Here is a 23,428-nt window from a genome sequence, read left to right as displayed (position 1 = left end):
GGATGTTCGGCTGTATGAAAAAGCTTTCGATGCTCGGGGCGGCGTTGATGTTGTTCGCGGGCAACCAGGCCGTGGCGGCCATGGGACCGTTCGAGATCTATGAACAGGCACTGCACAATGATCCGGTATTCCTCGGCGCCATCAAGGAACGCGATGCAGGCCTTGAGAACCGTGCCATCGGCCGCGCCGGGTTGTTGCCAAGACTGGGTTACAACTACAACAAGGGCAGGAACAGCTCCAAGGCTACCTACCTCAACGAGCGCGGGCAAAACCAGAGCGATGACCGCAACTACAGCAGTTACGGTTCCAGCCTCACCTTGCAACAGCCGTTGCTCGACTACGAGGCCTACGCGGCTTATCGCAAGGGCGTCGCGCAATCGCTGTTTTCCGACGAAAATTTTCGTGGCAAGAGCCAGCAATTGCTGGTGCGGGTGCTGGAAAACTACACCAAGGCGTTGTTCGCCCAGGACCAGATCGATATCGCCCTGGCCAAGAAGAAAGCTTTCGAGCAGCAGTTCCAGCAGAACGAGCAGATGTTTCGCCAGGGCGAAGGTACTCGCACGGACATTCTCGAAGCCGAATCGCGCTATGAGCTGGCCACCGCCGAAGAAATCGAAGCACGTAATGAACAGGATGCATCTCTGCGCGAACTCGGCGCGCTGATCGGTGTGCCGGCGATCGACATTGCCGACCTTGCACCACTGGATCAAAACTTCCAGACCTTCACCCTGCAGCCGGCCAATTACGACACCTGGCATGAGATGGCCGTGGCCAACAACCCCAACCTGGCTTCCCAGCGCCAGGCGCTTGAAGTGGCGCGCTACGAGGTCGAGCGCAACCGGGCCGGGCACCTGCCCAAGGTCAGCGCCTACGCCACGGTGCGTCAGAATGAATCGGAAAGCGGCAACACCTACAACCAGCGCTACGACACCAACACCATCGGCATCGAAATCAATGTGCCGCTGTACGCCGGCGGTGGTGTTTCTGCATCGACCCGCCAGGCAAGCCGTGCGATGGAACAGGCCGAGTACGAACTGGACGGCAAGACCCGGGAAACCCTGATCGAATTGCGACGGCAGTTCAGCGCCTGCCTGACAGGGGTAAGCAAGCTGCGTGCCTATCAGAAGGCCCTGGTCTCCGCCGAAGCGCTGGTGGTCTCGACCAGGCAAAGCATTCTGGGCGGTGAGCGGGTCAACCTCGATGCGCTCAATGCCGAGCAACAACTGTTTACCACCCGCCGGGATCTGGCCCAGGCCCGCTACGACTATCTGATGGCCTGGACCCGGTTGCATTTCTACGCCGGGACCTTGAGCGAGCAGGACCTGGCCAAGGTGGATGAGGCCTTCGGCCAGGGACCGAGGGTGCAGTAGCTATTAAAAACAGTATGGAGAGGACTCAAAAAATGCCTGTCTGTTGAGGAACTGAACACCGCAGCCCCTGTAGTGGCGCGTTTTAACCAAGAGGAATTGAGGCAAGGCTTCTAACAACAAGGATTTTGGCAACACAACTAAGGAAGGTAGCTCGATGAATAACAAGTACAACAATCTAGCCGTGCTCTGCGCGTTGGCCACACTGGGCACCGCACACGCGGCACCCTACGTGGAAAACGGCAGGACAGGCGATCCCGAAAGCTGGCGCAGCACAGAGTTCAGCGCTGACTGGGGCCTGGGGGCGATCAACGCGCAGGATGCCTATGCGGCCGGTTACACCGGCAAAGGCGTGAAGCTGGGGATCTTCGACCAACCGGTGTACGCCTTGCACCCGGAGTTTTCCGGAGCCAATAAGGTCATCACGCTGGTGACCAGCGGCATCCGCGAGTACACCGACCCGTACATTCCGGTCAAGGTCGGGGACGCCTTTCTCTATGACGGTTCGCCCTCGGTGGGCTCCAACGGCAAACTCGGTGCCCACGGCACCCACGTTGGCGGGATCGCCGCCGGCAGCCGCGATGGCGGACCGATGCACGGCGTCGCCTTTGGTGCACAGATCATCAGCGCCGACAACGGCGACCCGGGCCCGGAAGACGGTATCGTACGCGGCAACGACGGCGCGGTGTACAAGGCCGGTTGGGACGCCCTGATCGCCAGCGGCGCGCGGATCATCAACAATAGCTGGGGCATCGGCATCACCGACCGCTTCGACCTCGGCGGTCGGGACCCGGCGTATCCGCACTTCACCGTGCAGGATGCACAACTGCAGTTCAACGAGATCCGGACCTTGCTGGGGACCAAACCCGGCGGTGCCTACGACGGCGCCATCGCGGCGGCCCGCAGCGGCATCGTGACGATTTTCGCCGCCGGTAACGACTACAACCTCAACAACCCGGACGCCATCGCCGGCCTCGGTTATTTCGTCCCCGAGATCGCGCCGAACTGGATGACCGTCGCGGCCTTGCAGAAGAACCCGGACACCAACAGTCCCGACCCCTACAACATCAGCACCTTCTCGTCGCGCTGCGGCTACACTGCGAGTTTCTGCGTGTCGGCGCCAGGCAGCCGGATCTACAGTTCGATCATCAGCGGCACCGATGCCGCTGACCTGACTACCGGCTACGCCAATTACAACGGCACCTCCATGGCGGCACCGCACGTTGCCGGCTCGGTGGCGGTGTTGATGGAACGCTTCCCGTACATGACCGGCGCACAAGTCGCCAGCGTGCTGCGTACCACCGCCACCGACCTCGGCGCACCCGGCGTCGATTCGCTGTATGGCTGGGGCATGATCAACCTGCGCAAAGGCATCGACGGCCCGGCGATGCTCGTCACCGAGCAGGACATTCCCGAAGAGTTCCGCATCGACGGCGCCTACGGCTCCAGTCAGTTTGTCGCGGACTTGCCGGGTATCGGCGCGATCATCGACGCCGGCAAACCTACCGAGCGTGTGTGCAACGACGTGCACTGCGGGCTCGACGTCTGGCGCAACGACATATCCGGCCACGGCGGCCTGACCAAGCAGGGCATCGGCACGCTGGTGCTGACCGGAGCCAACACCTACACCGGCCAGACCCTGGTCAATCAGGGCCGATTGGCCGTCAACGGTTCGCTGCTATCGGCCGTCACCGTCAATGACAATGGCATCCTCGGTGGTAACGGCAGTATCGCGGCACTGACTGCGAAAAGCGGCGGTACCGTGGCGCCCGGCAACTCCATCGGCACCTTGCAGGTGACGGGCGACATGACCTTCGAGCCCGGCTCGACCTACGCCGTAGAGGTGTCGCCCACCCGCAGCGACCAGATCATTGCCGGCGGCACAGCCACCATCGAAGGCGCAACGGTCAGCCTGACCCTGGAAAACAGTCCAACGCTGCTGACCACCGGCGAGGCGAAAACCCTGCTGGGCAATCAGTACAACATCCTGCAAACCGCTGGCGGGATCGAAGGGCGTTTCGGGGCGGTGTTGCCGGACTACCTGTTTATCGGTGGCACCCTCGGTTACACGACGGACAGCATTCAACTGGCGGTGGAGCGCAATGCGACATCTTTCACCAGTGTAGGCCTGACCCCGAATCAACGGGCCGTGGCCGCTGCCGCCGAGCAACTGGGCGCAGGCAATCGGCTCTACGAAACCCTGCTGTTGTCGCCGACCGCCGCTGTCGCGCAACAAGCGTTCCAGCAACTGTCCGGTGAGATTCATCCGGCGATCGGCACGCTGCTGATCAACGACAGCCGCTACCTGCGCGATGCGGTCGGCGAACGTCTGCGCGAGCGTGATCTGTTCGACGCCAGCGCACCGACCGATGACCGCAGCAATGCCTGGCTCAAAGTGCTCGGCGCCTGGGGCAAGAGCGATGGCGGGAATGACAACGCCAGTTCCAACAGCTCCATCGGCGGGCTGCTGGCCGGCGTCGATGGCTTGATCACTGAAGACACACGACTGGGTTTCGTTACCGGTTATAGCGACAGCTCATTGAGCATGGGCGATGGCACGCACTCGTCGGCATCGGTCGACAGCTACCACTTGGGCGCCTACCTGGGCCACAAAATCGACGCGCTGCGCCTGAGCGTCGGCGGTGCTTACAGCTGGCATCGCATCGACGTCAAACGCGACCTGCAATTCGGTGACGTCAGCGGCAAGCAGAAATCCAAACGCGATGCGACCACCGCGCAACTGTTCACCGAAGCGGCGTATCGCCTGGACCTGCAACCGCTGGCACTGGAGCCGTTCGTCAACCTGGCTTACGTGCACCTGAACAGCGACAGCTTCAGCGAAAAAGGTGACGCCGCCGCACTCAAGGGCGGTGAAAACAACCGCGACGCGGTGCTCTCGACCCTTGGCCTGCGGGCGAGCAAAGCCATTGCGCTGTCCGATCAGCAACAACTGGAACTGTCCGGCACGCTCGGCTGGCAGCACAACCTGGGCAACACCCGTTCCGAAGACCACCTGGCCTTCGTCAATGGCAACACCGCGTTCAGCGTGCAAAGCGTGTCCATGGACCGCAATGCCGCGGTGGTCGGTGCCCGGGCCGGCTGGGCGCTGGGACGCGATACCCGTTTGAACCTGGACTACAACGGACTGCTCGGCTCCCGGGAAAAAGACCATGGTGTGGGCCTGACCCTGGACTGGCAGTTCTGATTTGACGCAAAGGAAGCAAGAAAATGGGACTGTTTGATTACAAAAATGCCGGCAGTGAGGCCGGCAAGGCGTTCTACTCCGACGCGATCGCGCTGGCGCTGTACGCGTATACGCCTACCGGCCAGCCACTCCCGGCGACCGCCTGGGCGCCAATTGGTGCCTCGGCCTTGGGCTATCAGGGCAAGGTTGGCACCCAAGGTACCTTCTATGGCGAGAAGGACGGCTTCACCAGCGCCGAAGCCGAAATCCTCGGTAAATACGACGGGGCCGGGAACCTGATCGGCCTGGGCATCGCCTTCCGTGGCACCGGTGGCCTGGGGTACAGCGACACCTTCGGCGACATGAAAAACAACCTGTTGGCCGCAGTCGGCCCGGTGGATTATGCGAGCAACTACGCGAAAAACGCTTTCGACAGCCTGCTCAAGAGCGTCGCTGCATTCGCCATCGCCCACGGCCTGAGTGCCAGGGACGTTGTGGTCAGCGGGCATAGTCTTGGCGGTTTGGGGGTCAACAGCCTGGCGGAGTTGAGTGGCAATGACTGGGGCGGTTTCTTCAAGGACGCCAACTACATCGCCTTCGCTTCGCCAACCCAAAGCGCCACCGGCAACAATGTGCTCAACATCGGTTATGAGAACGACCCGGTGTTTCGGGTGCTCGACGGCACTACCTTCAGCAGTGGCTCACTGGGCAAGCACGATGGTCATCAGGATTCAGCGACCAACAACGTCGTCAACTTCAATGACCAGTACGCCTCCACCGCGCAGAACCTGGTGCCCTTCAGCATTCTCAACCCGCTGAACTGGTCGGCCCATGGATCGCCGGGTTACGCCGACGGACTGAACCGGGTGATCGACTCTGCCTTCTATGACCTGACCGGGAAGGATTCGACCCTGATCGTCTCCAACCTGTCGGCGTCGTCTCGCGGCGCCACCTGGGTCGAGGACCTCGGGCGCAGTGGCGAGCCGCACACGGGCAGCACGTTTATCATCGGCACCGACAGCGCCGATTGGCTCAGGGGCGGCGCCGGCAATGACTTCATCGAAGGCCGGGACGGCAACGACCGTTTCCGCGACGACGGCGGCTTCAACATACTTTTGGGCGGCAAGGGCAACAACACGTTCGAACTGCTCAAGCCACTGCAGAACTTCAGCTTCGCCAACGATGGCGATGGCACGCTGTTCGTGCGTGACGCCTATGGCGGCATCAGCATGACCCGGGACATCGGCGCGCTGGTGAGCCAGGAGTCCGGATCATGGTGGAGCACCAGGGACATCACCTGGACCGTCACCGGCAACGGCCTGCTCAACGGCAACGAACTGACCCGCTACAGTCATTCGCTCAACGGCGATGCCCTCGGTAATACGCTGTTGGCCGACGCCCAGGGCGACTGGCTGTTCGGCAACGGCGGCGATGACGTATTGCGCAGCGACAAGGGCCACGTGACCTTCGTCGGCGGCAACGGCAACGACGTGATGCATTCCACCGGGGACGGCAGCAATACCTTCCTGTTCAGCGGCGCTTTCGGATTTGATGCGATCAATGGCTACCAGGGCAGTGACACCCTGGTGTTCATGGGCGTTGAAGACGCGGGGCAGGGCTATGACTACCGACAGCATGTCTCCCAGGCCGGTCAAGACACGGTGCTGAAGGTTGGCGACTTTTCCGTGACCCTGGTCGGGGTGGGGCTGGATAACCTGTCGACTTCCGGTTTTGTGTTTGCCTGACAGATTTTTGTAACAGCACTGGAGGCTCCGGGCATCTCGCGATCGAGGTGTCCCGGCTGTGAGCTATCTCTGACAATTCCAACAAAGAGAGAGGCAATACCCATGGGTGTGTACGACTACAAGAACCTTGGTACAGAAGACGCCAAAGCGTTGTTCACCGACGCGATGGCAATCACGCTGTACTCCTATCACAACCTCGACAACGGCTTTGCCACCGGTTACCAGCACAACGGTTTCGGCGTGGGCCTGCCGGCAACGTTGGTGACCGCGCTGATTGGCGGCACCGACTCCCAAGGGGTGATTCCCGGTATCCCCTGGAACCCCGATTCGGAAAAGGCCGCACTGGACGCGGTACAGAAAGCCGGTTGGACACCCATCACCGCCGCGCAGCTGGGTTATGACGGCAAAGTCGATGCACGGGGAACCTTCTTCGGTGAAAAGGCCGGCTATACCAGCGCCCAGGTGGAAATCCTCGGTAAATACGACGCCCAAGGGCACCTCACGGAAATCGGCATCGCCTTTCGCGGCACCAGTGGCCCTCGTGAAAGCCAGATCAGTGACTCCATCGGCGATGTCATCAATGACCTGTTGGCGGCATTGGGTCCACAGGATTACGCGAAAAACTATGTGGGTGAAGCGTTCGGCAAGCTGCTCGCCGACGTCGCGGCGTTTGCCCGGTCCAACGGGTTGTCCGGTAATGACGTGCTGGTCAGTGGTCACAGTCTCGGCGGGCTGGCAGTCAATAGCCTGGCGGATTTGAGCCGCGAAAAATGGGGCGGTTTCTTCCAGGATTCCAACTACATTGCCTACGCCTCGCCAACTCAAGGCAGCAGCGACAAAGTGCTGAACGTCGGCTATGAAAACGATCCAGTGTTCCGCGCGCTGGACGGTTCGGCGTTCAACCTGGCATCGGTTGGTGTGCACGATGCCGATCAAGCCTCGGCCACCAACAACATTGTCAGCTTCAATGACCACTACGCGTCGACCGCATGGAATCTGCTGCCGTTTTCCATCCTCAACATTCCGACCTGGATTTCCCACTTGCCGACCGGTTATGGCGACGGCATGACCCGGGTGCTGGAGTCACGGTTCTACGACCTCACCAGCAAAGACTCGACCATTGTTGTTGCCAACCTCTCGGACCCGGCGCGGGCCAACACCTGGGTCCAGGACCTGAACCGCAATGCCGACTTCCACAAAGGCAGCACTTTCATTATCGGCAGTGACGGCAACGACCTGATCCAGGGCGGCAAGGGCAACGACTATCTGGAAGGCCGCGACGGCAACGACACCTTCCGTGATGCCGGTGGCTACAACGTCCTTTTGGGCGGCAACGGGCACAACGTGCTCGACTTGCAGCAGTCGGTGAAAAACTTCGACTTTGCCAACGACGGCGCCGGCAACCTGTACATCCGCGATGCCAATGGCGGCATCAGTATCACCCGTGACATCGGCAGCATCATGAGCAAGGAGCCGGGCTTTTTATGGGGGCTGGTCAAGGATGACGTGACCCACAGCGTCACCGCAAACGGGCTGGCGGACGGCAACCAGCTGACCCGGTACGAGTCGTCTATAAAGGGGGGCATGGGGAACGATACGCTCAAGGCGCAGGCGGTCGGCGATTGGTTGTTCGGTCTCGACGGCAACGATCATTTGATCGCAGGCAAGGGCAACGACGTCTTGATCGGCGGGGCCGGCAACGACCTGCTGGAATCGGGGGGCGGGATCGATACGTTCCTGTTCAACGGCGCGTTTGGTCACGACCGGGTGTTGGGCTATCAGTCGAACGACAAACTGGTGTTTCTCGGGGTACAGGGTGTTACGCCGGCCGACGACTTCCGGGACCATGCCACCGTGGTGGGGCAGGATACCGTGCTGACGTTTGGCAATGATTCAGTGACATTGGTCGGGGTCGGGCTGGACAGTTTGTCGGGTGCGGGGTTTGTGATCGCCTGATGGTGAGTTGGCGCCGGTAAGGGCCTCTTCGTCGGAGCGCCGCCCGGACCAGGCCCGCTCCCGCAAGGTTGGCGCATACCCTGTGGGAGCGGGCTTTCCCGCGATGAACGATAACGCGAAATTCAGTCTTCCCTGCGAATCGTGGCCACTTCATCAGCCTTGACTTTCACTTTCGCCCCGGAAATATCTTCGAACTCGAAGAAGCCATCCTTTGTCTTGGTTTCCGGCATGTCCTTGGTCAAATACTGGGTGCCGTTCTGCAGCGTCACCACCGTTGGCGTCGAGCAACCGGCCAGCGCCAGCAGGGCCGCTGCAGCCAGGGGCAAGCCCAATGTCTTGATGTCCATAATCACCTCCCGTTCGTTTAAAGCAGCGCCATCAGCCCGAGGCTGTCACTGCACCCGTATGGCGGTTGGTGCCGCCAGGGGGCAGAAAGTTCTACTGCCCGGGAAAAATTCCGTACCGCGCCGCCATTTATCCTTTTCCGATTGCGCCACGCGGGCTAGAACTGGTATCTGTATGCATAACCAGTATCTCTCGCCATGGCCCATTTTCCAGTGACCGCAAATCCCCTCGACGATCCGTTCTACTACTTGAACAACTTCATGCAAGTGCTTGATTGGCTTGAGCAGCGCTTTGCCGATGTGCTGAGCGTCGACGAGCAGCGTTTCATTCATGAGTTTAAGCGCTTACCCCGTGAGTCGCAGGCACTGCTGGTCAGAATGGTCATGCGCAAGGGTGTTCATTTCAGGGCGAGCAAACTGCACTATGACGAAATCGGCGATACCGGCTGCGCCGTCGGGCCGCTGTTAGCGCTCGGCTGGGTCGATGAGCGAATGCCGTTGGCGGTCGAAGCGCTGTTCGAGGTGCTGCTCAAGGGGGAAATCCTCCAGGCCTTTGGCCCGGTCATCGATCAACCCAAAGGCAAGAAATCCGATTGGTTGCCAGCGTTATGCGAGCAGTTTCCCCAGGTGCAAAGCTTCAACGACTGGTGTCCGACCCTGGACGAGCGCCTGTTCAGCCTGACCATCATGCAATTGTGCGATCGCCTGCGCCTGATGTTTTTCGGCAACCTGTATCAGGACTGGTCGGAGTTCGTATTGGCCGACCTCGGTATCTACACCTACGAAAAAGTCGAACTCTGTGCCGATTCCCGTGGCTTGCGCAGTCGCGAAGACGTGGATGCCTGCGTCCTCCTGCACGCATACCAGCAACAGTTCGAGGCCGGTGAAGCGCTGGAAGAGGTGGCCGAGCGGATCAAGGGCCTGGCGCTGGACAATCCGTGGTTGCAACGCCGGCGCGGCAAGCTGCTGTTCCAGATGGCCCAGTACTGCGAACGCATCGCCGATTTCTCCATGGCCCTGAACCTGTACCGCGAATGCGCTTTTCCCGGCGCGCGTGCGCGGCTCATTCGCGTGCTGGAACGCAGCGGCCAGTTTGAACAGGCGATGGACCTGGCCGTGCAGGCCGAACAGGCACCGCAAAGCGCCGCGGAACACCAACAGTTGCTCCGCGTCCTGCCACGTCTGCGGCGCAAGCTCGGCGGGCCGCCCATCAAGCGGGCAGCGCCTCGGGAAATGCAGCGCCTGGACCTGCAATTGCCCAGGACAGACCCGGCATTATCGGTCGAGTTCTACGTTCAGGCACATCTGGCGCAAGATTCGGCGCCGGTGCACTACGTGGAAAACAGTCTGGTCAATTCATTGTTTGGCCTGCTGTGTTGGCCAGCGATCTTCGCGCCTTTGCCGGGGGCGTTTTTTCACCCGTTCCAGCGGGGGCCGGTGGATTTGCTCAGCGAAGACTTCCATGTCCGCCGGGCCGAACTGTTTCAGGCTTGCCTGGCCGAACTCGACGACGGGCGCTACCGGCAGACCATCCGCGAACGTTATGCCGCCAAGTGGGGCGTGCAGTCGCCGTTCGTGTTCTGGAGCGTGCTCAGCGAAGAGTTGCTGGAGCAAGCCCTCGATTGCCTCCCGGCCGAGCACCTCAAGCACTGGTTCAACCGCCTCTTGCTGGACATCAAGGCCAATCGCGCCGGCATGCCGGACCTGATCCAGTTCTGGCCGCAGCAAAAGACCTACCGCATGATCGAGGTCAAGGGCCCGGGCGATCGCCTGCAGGACAACCAGTTGCGCTGGCTGGAGTTCTGTCATGAGCACCAGATGCCCATCGCCGTGTGCTACGTGCAATGGGCGGAGCAGGGCGATTGAGCTACAGCATTGCGGTGCGGGCGCTGTGCGAGTTCACCGCCAAGACCGGCGACCTCGACCTGCGCTTCACACCGTCACCGACCGCGCTGGAAGGTATCGTCGGGCACCGTACGGTGGCCTCGCGGCGCAGCGAGGGTTACCAAAGCGAAATTGCCCTTGAGGGCCAGTATCAAACCTTGACGGTCAAGGGCAGGGCGGATGGCTATGACCCCGGGCAAAACTGCCTGGAGGAGGTCAAGACCTACCGCGGCGACTTGAGCAAACAACCGGCCAACCACCGCCAATTGCATTGGGCCCAGGCCAGGATCTACGGCTGGTTGATGTGTCGGAAACTGGACCTCTCGCGGATCAGTCTGGCACTGGTGTATTTCGACATCGTCAGTGAAAAGGAGACCCGCCTGGTCGAGTCTTTCGACGCCATCGAGCTGCAACAGTTCTTCGAACGGCATTGCGCGCGGTTCCTGCAATGGGCCGAACAGGAAGTCGCCCATCGAGAAGGGCGCAATCTGGCTGCGCAGGGCCTGGCCTTTCCCCATGCCGGTTTTCGACCGGGGCAGCGTCATCTGGCCGAGTCGGTGTTCAAGGCCGTCAGCACGGGGCGCTGCCTGATGGCCCAGGCGCCCACGGGCATCGGCAAGACCCTGGGCACCTTGTTCCCCATGCTCAAGGCGCTGGCGCCGCAGCAACTGGACAAGGTGTTCTTCCTTACGGCGAAAACCCCGGGACGGCAACTGGCCCTGGACGCCGCGCACGTGATGCTTGCCAGCGCCGATGCGCCGCCGTTACGGGTGCTGGAGATGATCGCCCGGGACAAGGCCTGCGAACATCCGGACAAAGCCTGCCACGGCGAGTCCTGCCCACTGGCCCGGGGGTTCTACGATCGCCTGCCCGCCGCACGGCAGGCGGCCAGTCAACTGAGCCTGCTGAACCAGAGCGCCTTGCGCGAGGTCGCCCTGGCGCACGATGTCTGCCCGTATTACCTGAGCCAGGAAATGGCGCGTTGGGCCGACGTGGTGGTTGCCGACTACAACTATTACTTCGATTTCAGCGCGTTGCTGTTCGGTCTGGCCCAGGCCAACAACTGGAAAGTCGCGGTGCTGGTCGACGAAGCCCACAACCTGGTGGAGCGCGGCCGCCAGATGTACAGCGCCAGCCTCGACCAGGCGACCTTCAACGGCGTGCGCAAAACCGCGCCCGAAGCGCTGAAAAAACCGATGCAACGGGTCAACCGCGAGTGGAATGCCCTGCATAACGCGCAAACCGGCGCCTATCAGGCCTATGACAAGGCGCCGGAAAAGCTCCTGCAGGCGCTGTCATCGTGCAGTGCCAACATCGGTGACTACCTCAACGATCACCCTCAAGGCCTGGACAGCGCACTGCAGGGATTTTACTTCGACATGCTGCACTTTTGCCGGGTCGCCGAACTGTTCGATGAGCAGTTCCTGTTCGACATCAGCAAGCGCGACCTCGAGCGCCAGCGCAACCTCTCGCAACTGTGCCTGCGCAATGTAGTCCCCGCCGGCTTCATCCGCCCGCGCCTGACCGCCGCGCGTAGCACGGTGCTGTTTTCCGCGACCCTCAGCCCCCGGCACTATTACGCCGATTTACTGGGAGCGCCGCAGGACACGGTGTGCATCGACGTCGAGTCGCCGTTTCACGCCGATCAACTGCAAGTGCACATCGTCGACCAGATCTCCACGCGGTTCGTACATCGCCAGTCCTCTCTCGAACCGATCGTGGACTTGATCGCCAGACAGTTCTGCAAACGCCCCGGCAACTACCTGGCGTTTTTCAGCAGTTTCGATTATTTGCAGCAGGTGGCGCAGTTGCTGGCCGAGCGGCACCCGCGGATCAAACTGTGGTCGCAATCCCGTGGCATGGGCGAGGCACAACGCCAGGACTTTCTCGACCGGTTCACCGAAGACGGCGAGGGCGTCGGCTTTGCAGTGCTCGGCGGTGCGTTCGGCGAAGGCATCGATTTGCCCGGCGCACGGTTGATCGGTGCGTTCATCGCCACCCTGGGGCTGGCACAACTGAACCCGGTCAACGAGCAGTTGAAACAGCGCATGGCTGCGATTTTCGGCGCTGGCTACGATTACACCTACCTGTTTCCCGGCGTACAGAAAGTGGTTCAGGCCGCTGGACGGGTCATCCGCACGCAACAGGATCAAGGAGTGGTGATGTTGATCGACGATCGTTTTGGCGAGCACAAGGTCAGGCAACTACTGCCGCGCTGGTGGTCGATTGCGCCAACGATTTTTCGCTCTGCGCCGTAGGAGTCTTTACCTTTAAAAACAAATACATACCTTGATTAAAACAAAGAATTGAACAATCAGCGCCAGCACGCTTTATTGGAAAGGCTAGATGTCACAACCCAATTCTTTGATAAGGAAATCAAGGTATGTCAGAAGCACCGAAATACAACTATTCCTCAGACGACGTGATCAAGGCGTTCGACGAGATCTTCCCTGCACTCTTCGTCGGCAAAACTGCTGAAGCCATCCCAAAGTTGCTGATCACCGCCGGAGTGGAGGGCTCGGGCAAGACTTACTTGTTGGAAAAGAGCTTGCTGCCATCCGGGAATTACGGGAACTACATTCGACTGTACCTGCCTGAATATCGAAAAAAACACCCGCATTACGCCGACATGATCAAGCTCGGCGTTTTGCACGCCTACGAACATACGGAAGCGTTTGCCAGGGAGCTCGGTGAGAAAATCTTCGCCAACGCGCTTTCTCAAAGATGCAACATCATTATGGAGTGCGCGTTCGATGACATCGGTTTTGCCGGATTGGCAAAATTTGTTCCCGGTTATCAACTCGAAGTCCATGTCGTGGGCTGCAATCACGCGTTCGCCCATCTGTCCAGCATCAAAAGAGCATTCTCCAGCCTGGAAAAGCAGGAGATGGAACGGTTTGTCAGCTATTCGAGACTCGAATCGAGCATCAGTAACGCCCCTGCGGTTCTCGTTGCGTTCGAGTTCATCGCAAAGACAGTGAGTGGCTCGCAAATCTTCCTGTACGAGCGCGGTCTGGGCACGCTGAGCGAACGGGTACTGCGTGCTCACAGCACCTATACCCTGGACCCAAATGGGAATCTGAACGAAGTTTCAACGTTGCTGCCATATGCGTACAGGGCCTATGACACTATCCTCAGAAGGTCCGTCTATTCGATGGAGGAGCGTGACGAGATGGTCAGGGAATGTCATCTGCAGCTGCTTAAAACCAGCAAATATGACAAACAGGTTCCCGATTTTGTCTACAACGACCTTTACTCCTATATCACCAAATACGTGTATCGCTAAGCCGGGATTGCAGGATATGAAGCAAACTGCCGCAGTCATGGCTTTCCAAATTGGCAGTTTGTCTCATACTCCAGAAAAACAATCATGACGCGAGAACTCAATGAGCGAGGATCGAAACAGGCCGAGTACCGTTGAGGACAAGCGCTTTCGCCTGTTGATCGATGCAGTGATCGACTATGCGATCTACATGATTGATCCCGACGGCATCATTACCAGCTGGAACGCCGGCGCCAGGCGTTTCAAGGGCTACGAGGAAGCCGAGATCCTCGGTCAGCATTTCTCGCGCTTCTACACCGATGACGATCGCCGTGCCGGCTTGCCCCAGCGGGCACTGGACACGGCGATTCGTGAAGGGCGTTTCGAGGGCGAAGGCTGGCGGGTACGCAAGGACGGCACACATTTCTGGTGCCATGTGGTCATTGATCCGATCTTCGACCCGTCGGGTACGTTGCTCGGTTTCGCCAAGATCACCCGGGACCTGACCGATCGCAAAATGGCCGAGGAAGTCCTCAAGCAAAGCGAGCAGCAGTTTCGCCTGCTGGTGCAGAGCGTTACCGACTATGCGATCTACATGCTTTCCCCGGACGGCCGGGTGAGCAACTGGAACCCCGGCGCCCAGCGCATCAAGGGTTACTTGCCGGAAGAGGTCATTGGCCAGCATTTTTCGATGTTCTACACCCCGGAGGACCGCGATGCCCGCGAGCCACAACGGACGCTGGATATCGCCGTTCGTGAAGGGCGCTTTGAAAACAAGGGCTGGAGGATGCGCAAGGATGGTACGCGGTTCCTCGCCCATGTCATCGTCGACCCGATCTGGGGCGACACCGGCACATTGCTCGGTTTTGCCAAGATCACCCGGGACATCACTGAAGTCACCCAGGCGCAGCAGGCGCTGGAGCAAACCCGTGAGGCCTTGTTCCAGGCGCAGAAAATGCAGGCCATCGGCCAGCTCAGCGGCGGGATCGCCCACGACTTCAACAACTTGCTGACGGTGATCCTCGGCAATCTGGAAATCGTGCGCAAACGGGTGACGGATGACCCCAAAATAACCCGCCTGATCGACAACGCCACCCAAGGTGCCTTGCGCGGTGTATCCCTGACCCAGCGCATGCTGGCGTTTGCCCGACGCCAGGAGCTCAAGTCGGTACCTGTGCGGATACCGGCGTTGGTGGAAGGCATTTCCGGGCTATTGCGCAGCTCCCTGGGGCCTTCGGTGAAAGTCGAAACACGCTTTCCCGGGGATCTTGAACCGGTGATGGCGGACATCAATCAACTGGAACTGGCCGTACTGAACCTGGCGACCAACGCCCGCGACGCCATGCCCCACGGCGGGACCATCATCTTCAGTGCCAGGACCGAGGAGGTCACCGGCGGCGCCTCATCCCTGGCCGCGGGGCGTTATGTCTGCCTGAACATTGCCGATACCGGCGAGGGCATGGATGAAACCACGCTGGCCTCGGCGATGGACCCCTTTTTTACCACCAAGGGCGTCGGTAAAGGTACGGGCCTGGGGTTATCGATGGTCCACGGTTTTATCGAGCAATTGGGTGGGCGCTTCATCCTCAAAAGCAACAAGGATCAGGGTACGACGGCCGAGTTGTGGTTGCCGGTTGCCACCCGGGGTTCGGTGGCTGAGCCTGTAGCGCAAACGCAGACCGTGGAAGTGCCCCGCCTGTGCGTACTGGTGGTGGACGATGACAGTCTGGTGTTGACCAGCACCAGTCTGCTGCTCGAGGACCTCGGGCACCGGGTCATCAGTGCGCCTTCCGGAGCCAGGGCGCTGGAGCTGTTCGGCAGTGAACCGGGTATCGATCTGGTGATCACCGACATGGCCATGCCACAGATGAGTGGCGCGCAACTGGCCAACGCCATCAGGCTCATGCGACCGAGCGTGCCGATCATCCTCGCCACCGGTTTTGCCGAACGCCTGGAAGGCATTGCCGCGCGTCTACCTCGTTTGTCGAAACCCTTTACCCAGCTCAACCTGGTGGAAGTCATTGCCTTGGCGATGAAGTGACGCGGCGGTTATGCCGTTCATAGCGGGCAAGCATCGGCTGGGTGCTGATGCCGTGGACCAGAATGCTCAGGGCGACCACCGAGAGCGTCAGGTCGGCACACACCGTTGCCACTGAGGGCAGCAGACCGTGGTTCAAGGCATAGAAAAGGTAGTAGAAACTCCCGATGCCGCGAATTCCGAACCAGCCAATCAACCAGCGTTGCGGGCCATTGAGCAGCGAACCCCATGGCATCAGCCAGACCGTCAGCGGGCGAATCATCCCGAACAGCACCAACGCGACCAGCAACGCCCGCCAGTCCCAGTGCGCGATCAGCACAATACCGAGCAAGGTGACCAGAAAAACTTCCATGGCCCGTTCCACCAGACTGCCGAACGACAGCATGTCGCCCATCATGATCCCGGCGGCGACTTGCGTGTCTTCCAGGTGCTCCACATTGCCGAGCACGGCCGCCTCGGGTTCGACATGCTGATGACCGACCACCGCTTGAACCAGGTGTTCGGCCGGTGTGTGGGCGTCACTGCTTGTCCTGACCTCGGCCCGGCGCAAGCCCAGGCCGGCGGCAAACACCGAGAGGAACCCGTAACCGCCGATGGTTTCGGCCACGACGTAAGCCAGTGCGATCAAGGCCAGGGCAAGGTAGTCATTGGGGGAAAACGTGCTATCGGCATTCTTGATGCGCATGAATAATGTCAGGTGACCAATACCGCGCCCCATCCAGTAACCGGTCAGCAGTCCGGCGGGCACGCCCCACAACAGGCGCTTGAAAAACCAGTCATCCAGACCGCTGCCAAAGCTGCCGTTTTGCTGCAAAAACAACAGTCCCAGAATCACGAACGGGAAAGCGATTCCGTCGTTCAGTCCTGCCTCGCCCGAGAGCCCGAACCGCACCGGATCATCATCCTTGGCGTCATTGACCTGAACCAGCGAGGCCAGGACCGGATCGGTCGGAGCCAGTATCGCCCCGATCAGCAGCGACGGCCCCCACGCCAGTCCGAAAGCGAAATGCAGCAGCAGGCAGACGCCGACAATGGTCAGCACCATCACCGGTCCCGCCAGGACGAACGCCACTCGCCATCGGCGATCACGAAGAGGAGGTCGCAGCTTGAGCCCGCAGACAAACAATGAAAACAGCACCGCGACTTCCGTCAGGTGCTCGATCCAGAACGCCGCCTCCTTGATATCCAGCCTGAGCATACCCAGGCCCGCCGGCCCGATGGCGATGCCCAGGGCCAGGCACACCGCCGAAGTGGTGACCGGCATCCAGCGCAGGTACGACGAAGTCAGTGCCAGGGTCAGCAACACCGCGCCCAACACCGCCACCCAGGCAACGAAACTCATGGCTCAGATCCCGAAACAACCGTCAGTGCAGGGCTATAGGCTGTTGAGCATTGAAGGGCTGCATCGGTTCAATTATTACCTGCAGGAGTGAGCCTGCTCGCGATAGCGCCGTGTCTGGCAACACATTGCCGACTGACAGGACGCCATCGCGAGCAGGCTCACGCCCACAAGGGGATAGGCTATGGCTAGAGGGGCGGGTCAGGCCTTGAGATGGCGCAAACTGCGCTCCATCCGCGCAATGCCTTCTTCCAGCAGCGACCTTGGGCAGCCGAAGTTCAGGCGCACGAACTGCTTGCAGCCATCGCCGAAGTCCAGACCGGCGCTCAAACCCACCTTGGCCTGTTCGAGGAAAAACTGCTGCGGGTCGTCCAGCCCCAGTGCCGTGCAGTCGAGCCACGCCAGGTAGGTGCTTTGCGGCAGGTTCATGGTGATGCCCGGCAGGCGGGTGTGTACGGCCTCGGCCAGGTAATCCCGGTTGCCTTGCAGGTAGACCTTCAGCTCGGCAAGCCATGGTGCGGCTTCGCTGTAGGCGACGCGGGTGGCTTCCATGCCCAGCGGATTGACGCTGTCGACCATGCCGCAACGGGCGTGGTTGACCTTCTCGCGCAGGTTGCGGTCCTGGATGATCATAAACGAGGTCTTCAGGCCGGCGATGTTGTAGGCCTTGCTCGCCGACATCAAGGTGATGGTGCGCTGGGCGACCTGCGGGCTCAGGGTTGCCATCGGAATGTGCTGGCGGCCGTCGAAGCACAACTCGGCGTGGATCTCGTCGGAAATGATCCAGGCATCATGCTCAAGGCAAATGTCGGCAATGGCTTGCAGCTCTGCGCGGGGGAAGGCCTTGCCCAGCGGGTTATGCGGGTTGCTCAGCAGCAGTGCGCCACCACCTTGCAGCGACTGGCTCAGGGTATCCAGCGGCGTTGTGTAGGTGCCGTCGGCTTGCGCATCGAAATTCAGTTCGACCTTGTTCAGCCCCCAATGCCCGGGCGCATGACGCAGCGGTGGGTAGTTCGGCACCTGCACAACGACATTCTGTGGCGCCTGAACCAGTGCCTTCAGTGCCATGTTGAAGCCGGACTCGACGCCCGGCAGGAAAATCAGCTCCTGGGGCTCGACGCGCCAGGCGTACTTGTTCCAGAGGTCGGCAACGATTGCCTCGCGCAGGTCATCCTGGGCCACGCTGTAGCCGACCATCGGGTGTTCCAGTCGTTTTTGCAGGGCCTGGATGATCATCGGCGGCGCGGCGAAATCCATGTCGGCGACCCACATCGGCAACACATCGGCGGGGTAGCGGCTCCACTTGGTGCTGCCGGTGTTGTGGCGGTCGAACACCTGATCAAAATCGAAAGTCATGCGGGGTCTCGTAACGGCAGGTTGGTTATGGCGCCATGATAAGCGCCAACCCCCTGTAGGAGCGAGCTTGCTCGCGATGGAGTGTCAGTCGACACTCACTCAGCTGATACACCATCGCGAGCAAGCTCGCTCCTACAGTGGGTAGTGTCTGGAGGGCCGACGGTCGGCTGTCATGGTGAATTCGACAGCATTGACTACAGTTTGTAGTGTCGGCAGCCAGACTGCCCCGACCGTGGTTGTTCGAAAAAACCCGGCCATGTACCGGGTTCCACCTGATCAGGAGTGCACGATGGATCTCAGCCGTCGTCAGTTCTTCAAGGTCGCCGGCATCGGCCTTGCAGGCTCTAGCCTGGGTGCGTTGGGCATGGCCCCGACGCTTGCCTTTGCCGAACAGGTGCGTCACTTCAAGCTCGCCCACACCCATGAAACCCGCAACACCTGCCCGTATTGCTCGGTCGGTTGCGGCTTGATCATGTACAGCCAGGGCGATACGGCGAAGAATGTCGCGCAAAACATCATCCACATCGAAGGTGACGCCGACCACCCGGTCAACCGCGGCACCCTTTGCCCTAAAGGCGCAGGCCTGCTGGACTTCATTCACAGCCCCGGCCGCCTGCAATACCCGCAGGTGCGCAAACCCGGCAGCACCGAATGGACCCGCATCTCCTGGGATGAAGCCCTCGATCGCGTCGCCGACCTGATGAAGGCCGACCGCGACGCCAACTTCATCGAGAAGAACGCCCAGGGCCAAACGGTGAACCGCTGGCTGACCACCGGTTTCCTCGCGGCATCGGCGGCGTCCAACGAAGCCGGCTACATCACCCACAAGGTGGTGCGCAGTCTCGGCATGCTGGGGTTCGATAACCAGGCGCGTGTCTGACACGGCCCGACGGTGGCAAGTCTTGCCCCGACGTACGGCCGTGGTGCCATGACCAATACCTGGACCGATATCGCCAACGCGAATCTGGTCCTGGTGATGGGCGGCAACGCAGCAGAAGCGCACCCGTGCGGCTTCAAATGGGTGACCGAAGCCAAGGCGCACAACAAGGCGCGGCTGATCGTGGTCGACCCGCGTTTTACCCGGACCGCCTCGGTGGCCGACTATTACGCGCCGATTCGCACCGGCACCGACATTGCCTTTATGGGCGGGCTGATCAATTACCTGCTGACCGAAGACAAGATCCAGCACGAATACGTGCGCAACTACACCGACGTGTCGTTCATCGTCAAAGCCGGCTATGGCTTTGAGGACGGGATCTTCAGCGGCTACGACGCGGCCAAGCGCCTTTACACCGACAAGTCCGGCTGGGGCTATGAACTCGGTGAAGACGGCTTTGCCAAGGTCGACCCGACCCTGCAGGACCCACGCTGCGTCTATCAACTGATGAAGCAGCATTACAGCCGCTACAGCAAAGAACTGGCGAGCCAGATCTGTGGCATGCCGGTCGATGCCATGCAAAAAATCTGGGAGGAAATCGCCACTTGCTCGACACCGGGCAAGACCATGACCATCCTCTATGCGCTGGGCTGGACCCAGCACTCGATTGGCGCGCAGATGATTCGCAGCGCGGCGATGGTGCAACTGCTGCTGGGCAACGTCGGCATGCCGGGCGGCGGCGTGAACGCCTTGCGCGGGCACTCCAACATCCAGGGGTTGACTGACCTGGGGCTGCTATCTAACTCACTGCCGGGCTACCTCACGCTACCCGGCGATGCCGAACAGGACTACAACGCCTACATCGTCAAGCGCACGCAAAAGCCTTTGCGTCCGGGGCAACTGTCCTACTGGCAGAACTACGGCAAATTCCACGTCAGCCTGATGAAAGCCTGGTACGGCGCCAACGCCACAGCCGAGAACAACTGGGCCTACGACTACCTGCCGAAACTGGACATTCCCCAATACGACATCCTCAAGGTGTTCGACCTGATGGGGCAGGGCAAGGTCAACGGCTACATGTGCCAGGGCTTCAACCCCATTGCCGCATTGCCCGACAAGAACCGGGTGATGGCGGCGCTGGCCAAGCTGAAATGGCTGGTGGTGATGGATCCGCTGGCCACCGAGACCTCGGAGTTCTGGCAAAAGGTCGGGCCGTATAACGACGTGAACAGCGCCGACATCCAGACCGAAGTCATTCGCCTGCCCACCACCTGCTTTGCCGAGGAGGACGGTTCGCTGGTCAACAGCAGCCGCTGGCTGCAATGGCACTGGAAGGGCGCCGACGGACCGGGTGAAGCGCAGACCGATATCCGCATCATGAGCGAGCTGTTCATACGTCTGCGTCAGCGTTATCAGGCCAATGGCGGCAAATACCCCGACCCGATGCTCAAACTGTCGTGGCCGTACAAGATCCCCGAGGAACCTTCGCCGGAAGAACTGGCCAAGGAAATCAACGGCTCCGCCACCACGGACTTCACCGACGCGACGGGCGCGGCGATCAAGGCCAATGCGCAACTGGCCGGGTTCGGCCAGCTCAAGGATGACGGCAGCACGGCGTCCGGTTGCTGGATTTTCTGTGGCAGCTGGACTGAACTCGGCAACCAGATGGCGCGGCGCGACAACAACGACCCGTACGGCATGCACCAGCATCAAGGCTGGGCCTGGGCCTGGCCGGCCAACCGGCGGATTCTCTACAACCGCGCTTCGGCGGACCTGCAAGGCAAGCCGTGGGATCCGAAAAAACGCCTGGTGTGGTGGAACGGCAAAGCCTGGGCCGGCACCGATGTGCCGGACTACAAGGCCGATGTGGCGCCGGAAGCGGGGATGAATCCGTTCATCATGAACCCCGAGGGCGTGGCGCGATTCTTCGCCGTCGACAAGATGAACGAAGGCCCGTTCCCCGAGCACTACGAGCCGTTCGAGACGCCGATCGGCATCAACCCGCTGCACCCGCAAAACAAGAAAGCCACCAGCAACCCGGCGGCGCGGATCTTCGATTCGGTGTGGGATTCCCTCGGCGTGGCCAAGGATTACCCGTACGCCGCGACCAGTTACCGGCTGACCGAGCATTTCCACTTCTGGAGCAAGCATTGCAAGCTCAACTCGATTACCCAACCGGAGCAGTTCGTCGAGATCGGCGAAGTGCTGGCCAAGGAAAAAGGCATCGTCGCCGGCGACCGGGTGCGGGTCAGCAGCAAGCGTGGCTTCATCGAAGCGGTGGCGGTGGTGACCAAGCGGATTCGTCCGCTGCAGGTCAATAATCAGGTGGTGCACCAGATCGGCATTCCGTTGCACTGGGGGTTCACCGGCCTTACGCGCCACGGTTACCTGACCAACACCCTGGTGCCGTTCCTCGGCGATGGCAACACCCAGACCCCGGAATCCAAGTCATTCCTGGTCAACGTGGAGAAAGTCTAAATGGCCAGCCAAGACATCATTGCCCGCTCGGCCACCACCACACCTGCGCCCTCGGTGCGCGGCATGGAGGAAGTCGCCAAGCTGATCGACACCACCAAATGCATCGGCTGCAAGGCCTGCCAGGTCGCCTGCTCGGAATGGAACGAGTTGCGTGACGAGGTCGGCCATAACCATGGCACCTACGACAATCCTCAGGATCTCACCGCAGAAACCTGGACATTGATGCGCTTCACCGAGCACGAGACCGACGCCGGTAACCTGGAATGGCTGATCCGCAAGGATGGCTGCATGCACTGCGCCGAGCCCGGTTGCCTGGCGGCATGCCCCAGCCCGGGGGCAATCATCAAGCACGCCAATGGCATCGTCGATTTCGATCAGGATCATTGCATCGGTTGCGGCTATTGCATCACCGGGTGTCCGTTCAACATTCCACGGATCTCGCAAAAGGATCACAAGGCCTACAAATGCACCTTGTGCTCTGACCGGGTGGCGGTAGGGCTGGAGCCGGCCTGCGTGAAAACCTGCCCGACCGGTGCCATCGTGTTCGGCTCCAAGGACGACATGAAGGAACATGCGGCCGAGCGTATCGTCGACCTCAAGAGCCGGGGTTTTGAAAACGCCGGCCTGTACGACCCCGAGGGCGTTGGCGGTACCCACGTGATGTACGTATTGCACCACGCCGATACGCCAAGACTGTACGCCGGCTTGCCCGATCACCCGGCGATCAGTCCGTTGGTAGGGCTGTGGAAGGGCATCAGCAAACCCCTGGCACTGTTGGCCATGGGCGCGGCGGTGCTGGCCGGGTTCTTCCACTACGTGCGCGTCGGTCCGCAAATCGTCGAAGAGGATGAACATCCGGAGCCGCCGGACAACGCCGTGCACGAAGTCGATCCATCGGTGCACACCTTCGATCCCCGAGGGGAGGGCAGGCCATGAGCGACAAGACGATCCTGCGCTACACCAGCAACCAGCGCACCAATCACTGGCTGGTGGCGATTCTGTTCCTCATGGCCGGATTGTCCGGGCTGGCGCTGTTCCACCCGGCGCTGTTCTGGCTGAGCAACCTGTTCGGCGGCGGACCATGGACGCGCATCCTGCACCCGTTCATGGGCGTGCTGATGTTCGTACTGTTCCTCGGCCTGGTGTTTCGCTTCTGGCGCGCCAACTACTTCATCGCCAATGATCGCCTGTGGCTAAGGCGCATCGACCGGGTGATGAAAAATGAAGAGGAGGGCGTCCCGCCCATCGGCAAATACAACCCCGGGCAGAAGCTGCTGTTCTGGACTTTACTGCTGTGCATGCTGGTGCTGTTGTTCAGCGGGCTGGTGATCTGGCGTGCGTACTTCAGCGAGTATTTCGGCATCACCACGATACGCTGGGCGATGTTGCTGCATGCGCTGGCCGGTTTCGTGCTGATCCTGAGCATCATCGTGCACATCTATGCCGGCATCTGGATCAAGGGCTCGGTCAGCGCCATGTTGCACGGCAGGGTCAGCCGCGGCTGGGCCAGGAAACACCACGAACTCTGGTATCGCCAAGTGACTCAAGATGAGACCCGCGGCGAAGCGCCCAAACGACCGATCACCAAAAAGGGCTGA

General features: G+C 60.7%; 14 protein-coding genes. 11 read left to right on the top strand and 3 right to left on the bottom strand.

Annotated features, from left to right (window positions below):
* Window positions 1-2: 2 nt before the first annotated feature.
* The 4 genes from AC1RDQ_RS09800 to AC1RDQ_RS09785 all read left to right on the top strand — a co-directional run bounded on the left by AC1RDQ_RS09800 (window position 3) and on the right by AC1RDQ_RS09785 (window position 8,252).
* Window positions 3-1,370, top strand: coding sequence for a TolC family outer membrane protein (locus AC1RDQ_RS09800; RefSeq protein WP_090455261.1), 1,368 nt, complete (start codon window positions 3-5; stop codon window positions 1,368-1,370).
* A gap of 154 nt (window positions 1,371-1,524) precedes the next feature.
* Window positions 1,525-4,572, top strand: a complete 3,048-nt coding sequence (locus AC1RDQ_RS09795; protein WP_492587088.1) for an autotransporter domain-containing protein — start codon at window positions 1,525-1,527, stop codon at window positions 4,570-4,572.
* Window positions 4,573-4,595: 23 nt separating this feature from the next.
* Complete coding sequence (locus tag AC1RDQ_RS09790; protein WP_492587086.1) at window positions 4,596-6,296, top strand: polyurethane esterase; 1,701 nt, start codon at window positions 4,596-4,598, stop codon at window positions 6,294-6,296.
* A 102-nt stretch (window positions 6,297-6,398) separates the two neighbouring features.
* Window positions 6,399-8,252 carry a polyurethane esterase gene (locus AC1RDQ_RS09785; RefSeq protein ID WP_492587084.1) on the top strand — a complete coding sequence of 618 codons (1,854 nt, stop codon included), beginning with the start codon at window positions 6,399-6,401 and terminating at the stop codon, window positions 8,250-8,252.
* A gap of 122 nt (window positions 8,253-8,374) precedes the next feature.
* On the opposite strand, the gene AC1RDQ_RS09780 is transcribed toward AC1RDQ_RS09785, so the two are convergent.
* A complete protein-coding gene (locus AC1RDQ_RS09780) occupies window positions 8,375-8,599 on the bottom strand; it encodes a YgdI/YgdR family lipoprotein (RefSeq protein ID WP_218495789.1) in 225 nt (74 codons plus the stop codon).
* Between the two features lie 195 nt (window positions 8,600-8,794).
* Here AC1RDQ_RS09780 and AC1RDQ_RS09775 point away from each other — a divergent pair, with 195 nt between their 5' ends.
* From AC1RDQ_RS09775 to AC1RDQ_RS09760, 4 genes are all read left to right on the top strand, one after another.
* The gene (locus tag AC1RDQ_RS09775; RefSeq protein WP_492587082.1) at window positions 8,795-10,462 is read left to right on the top strand and encodes a VRR-NUC domain-containing protein; all 1,668 of its coding nucleotides are present in this window, start codon (window positions 8,795-8,797) and stop codon (window positions 10,460-10,462) included.
* Window positions 10,459-12,738, top strand: coding sequence for an ATP-dependent DNA helicase (locus AC1RDQ_RS09770; protein WP_492587080.1), 2,280 nt, complete (start codon window positions 10,459-10,461; stop codon window positions 12,736-12,738). Before AC1RDQ_RS09775 ends, AC1RDQ_RS09770 begins: the two co-directional genes overlap by 4 nt.
* A 125-nt stretch (window positions 12,739-12,863) precedes the next feature.
* Window positions 12,864-13,766 (top strand): zeta toxin family protein, encoded by a 903-nt coding sequence (locus AC1RDQ_RS09765; protein ID WP_057714805.1) that lies wholly within the window; start codon window positions 12,864-12,866, stop codon window positions 13,764-13,766.
* Between the two features lie 100 nt (window positions 13,767-13,866).
* Window positions 13,867-15,783, top strand: coding sequence for a hybrid sensor histidine kinase/response regulator (locus tag AC1RDQ_RS09760; RefSeq protein ID WP_492587078.1), 1,917 nt, complete (start codon window positions 13,867-13,869; stop codon window positions 15,781-15,783).
* On the opposite strand, the gene AC1RDQ_RS09755 is transcribed toward AC1RDQ_RS09760, so the two are convergent.
* Complete coding sequence (locus tag AC1RDQ_RS09755) at window positions 15,761-17,122, bottom strand: cation:proton antiporter (protein WP_218495806.1); 1,362 nt, start codon at window positions 17,120-17,122, stop codon at window positions 15,761-15,763. The genes AC1RDQ_RS09760 and AC1RDQ_RS09755 overlap by 23 nt on opposite strands.
* A 198-nt stretch (window positions 17,123-17,320) precedes the next feature.
* Window positions 17,321-18,475, bottom strand: coding sequence for a MalY/PatB family protein (locus tag AC1RDQ_RS09750; protein WP_492587076.1), 1,155 nt, complete (start codon window positions 18,473-18,475; stop codon window positions 17,321-17,323).
* A 289-nt stretch (window positions 18,476-18,764) separates the two neighbouring features.
* On the opposite strand from AC1RDQ_RS09750, the gene fdnG reads away from it, so the two are divergent.
* Genes fdnG through AC1RDQ_RS09735 form a run of 3 tightly spaced genes read left to right on the top strand, consistent with a single transcriptional unit; the run spans window position 18,765 to window position 23,428 of the window.
* Complete coding sequence (gene fdnG, locus AC1RDQ_RS09745; RefSeq protein ID WP_492587075.1) at window positions 18,765-21,830, top strand: formate dehydrogenase-N subunit alpha; 3,066 nt, start codon at window positions 18,765-18,767, stop codon at window positions 21,828-21,830.
* Window positions 21,831-22,766, top strand: a complete 936-nt coding sequence (gene fdxH, locus AC1RDQ_RS09740; protein ID WP_057714811.1) for a formate dehydrogenase subunit beta — start codon at window positions 21,831-21,833, stop codon at window positions 22,764-22,766.
* Window positions 22,763-23,428, top strand: coding sequence for a formate dehydrogenase subunit gamma (locus AC1RDQ_RS09735; RefSeq protein ID WP_057714812.1), 666 nt, complete (start codon window positions 22,763-22,765; stop codon window positions 23,426-23,428). The genes fdxH and AC1RDQ_RS09735 overlap by 4 nt, the downstream gene beginning before the upstream one ends.

The organism is Pseudomonas sp. GW823-FHT02E01, from assembly GCF_058797535.1.
This window is presented reverse-complemented; position numbering and strand designations above follow the sequence as displayed.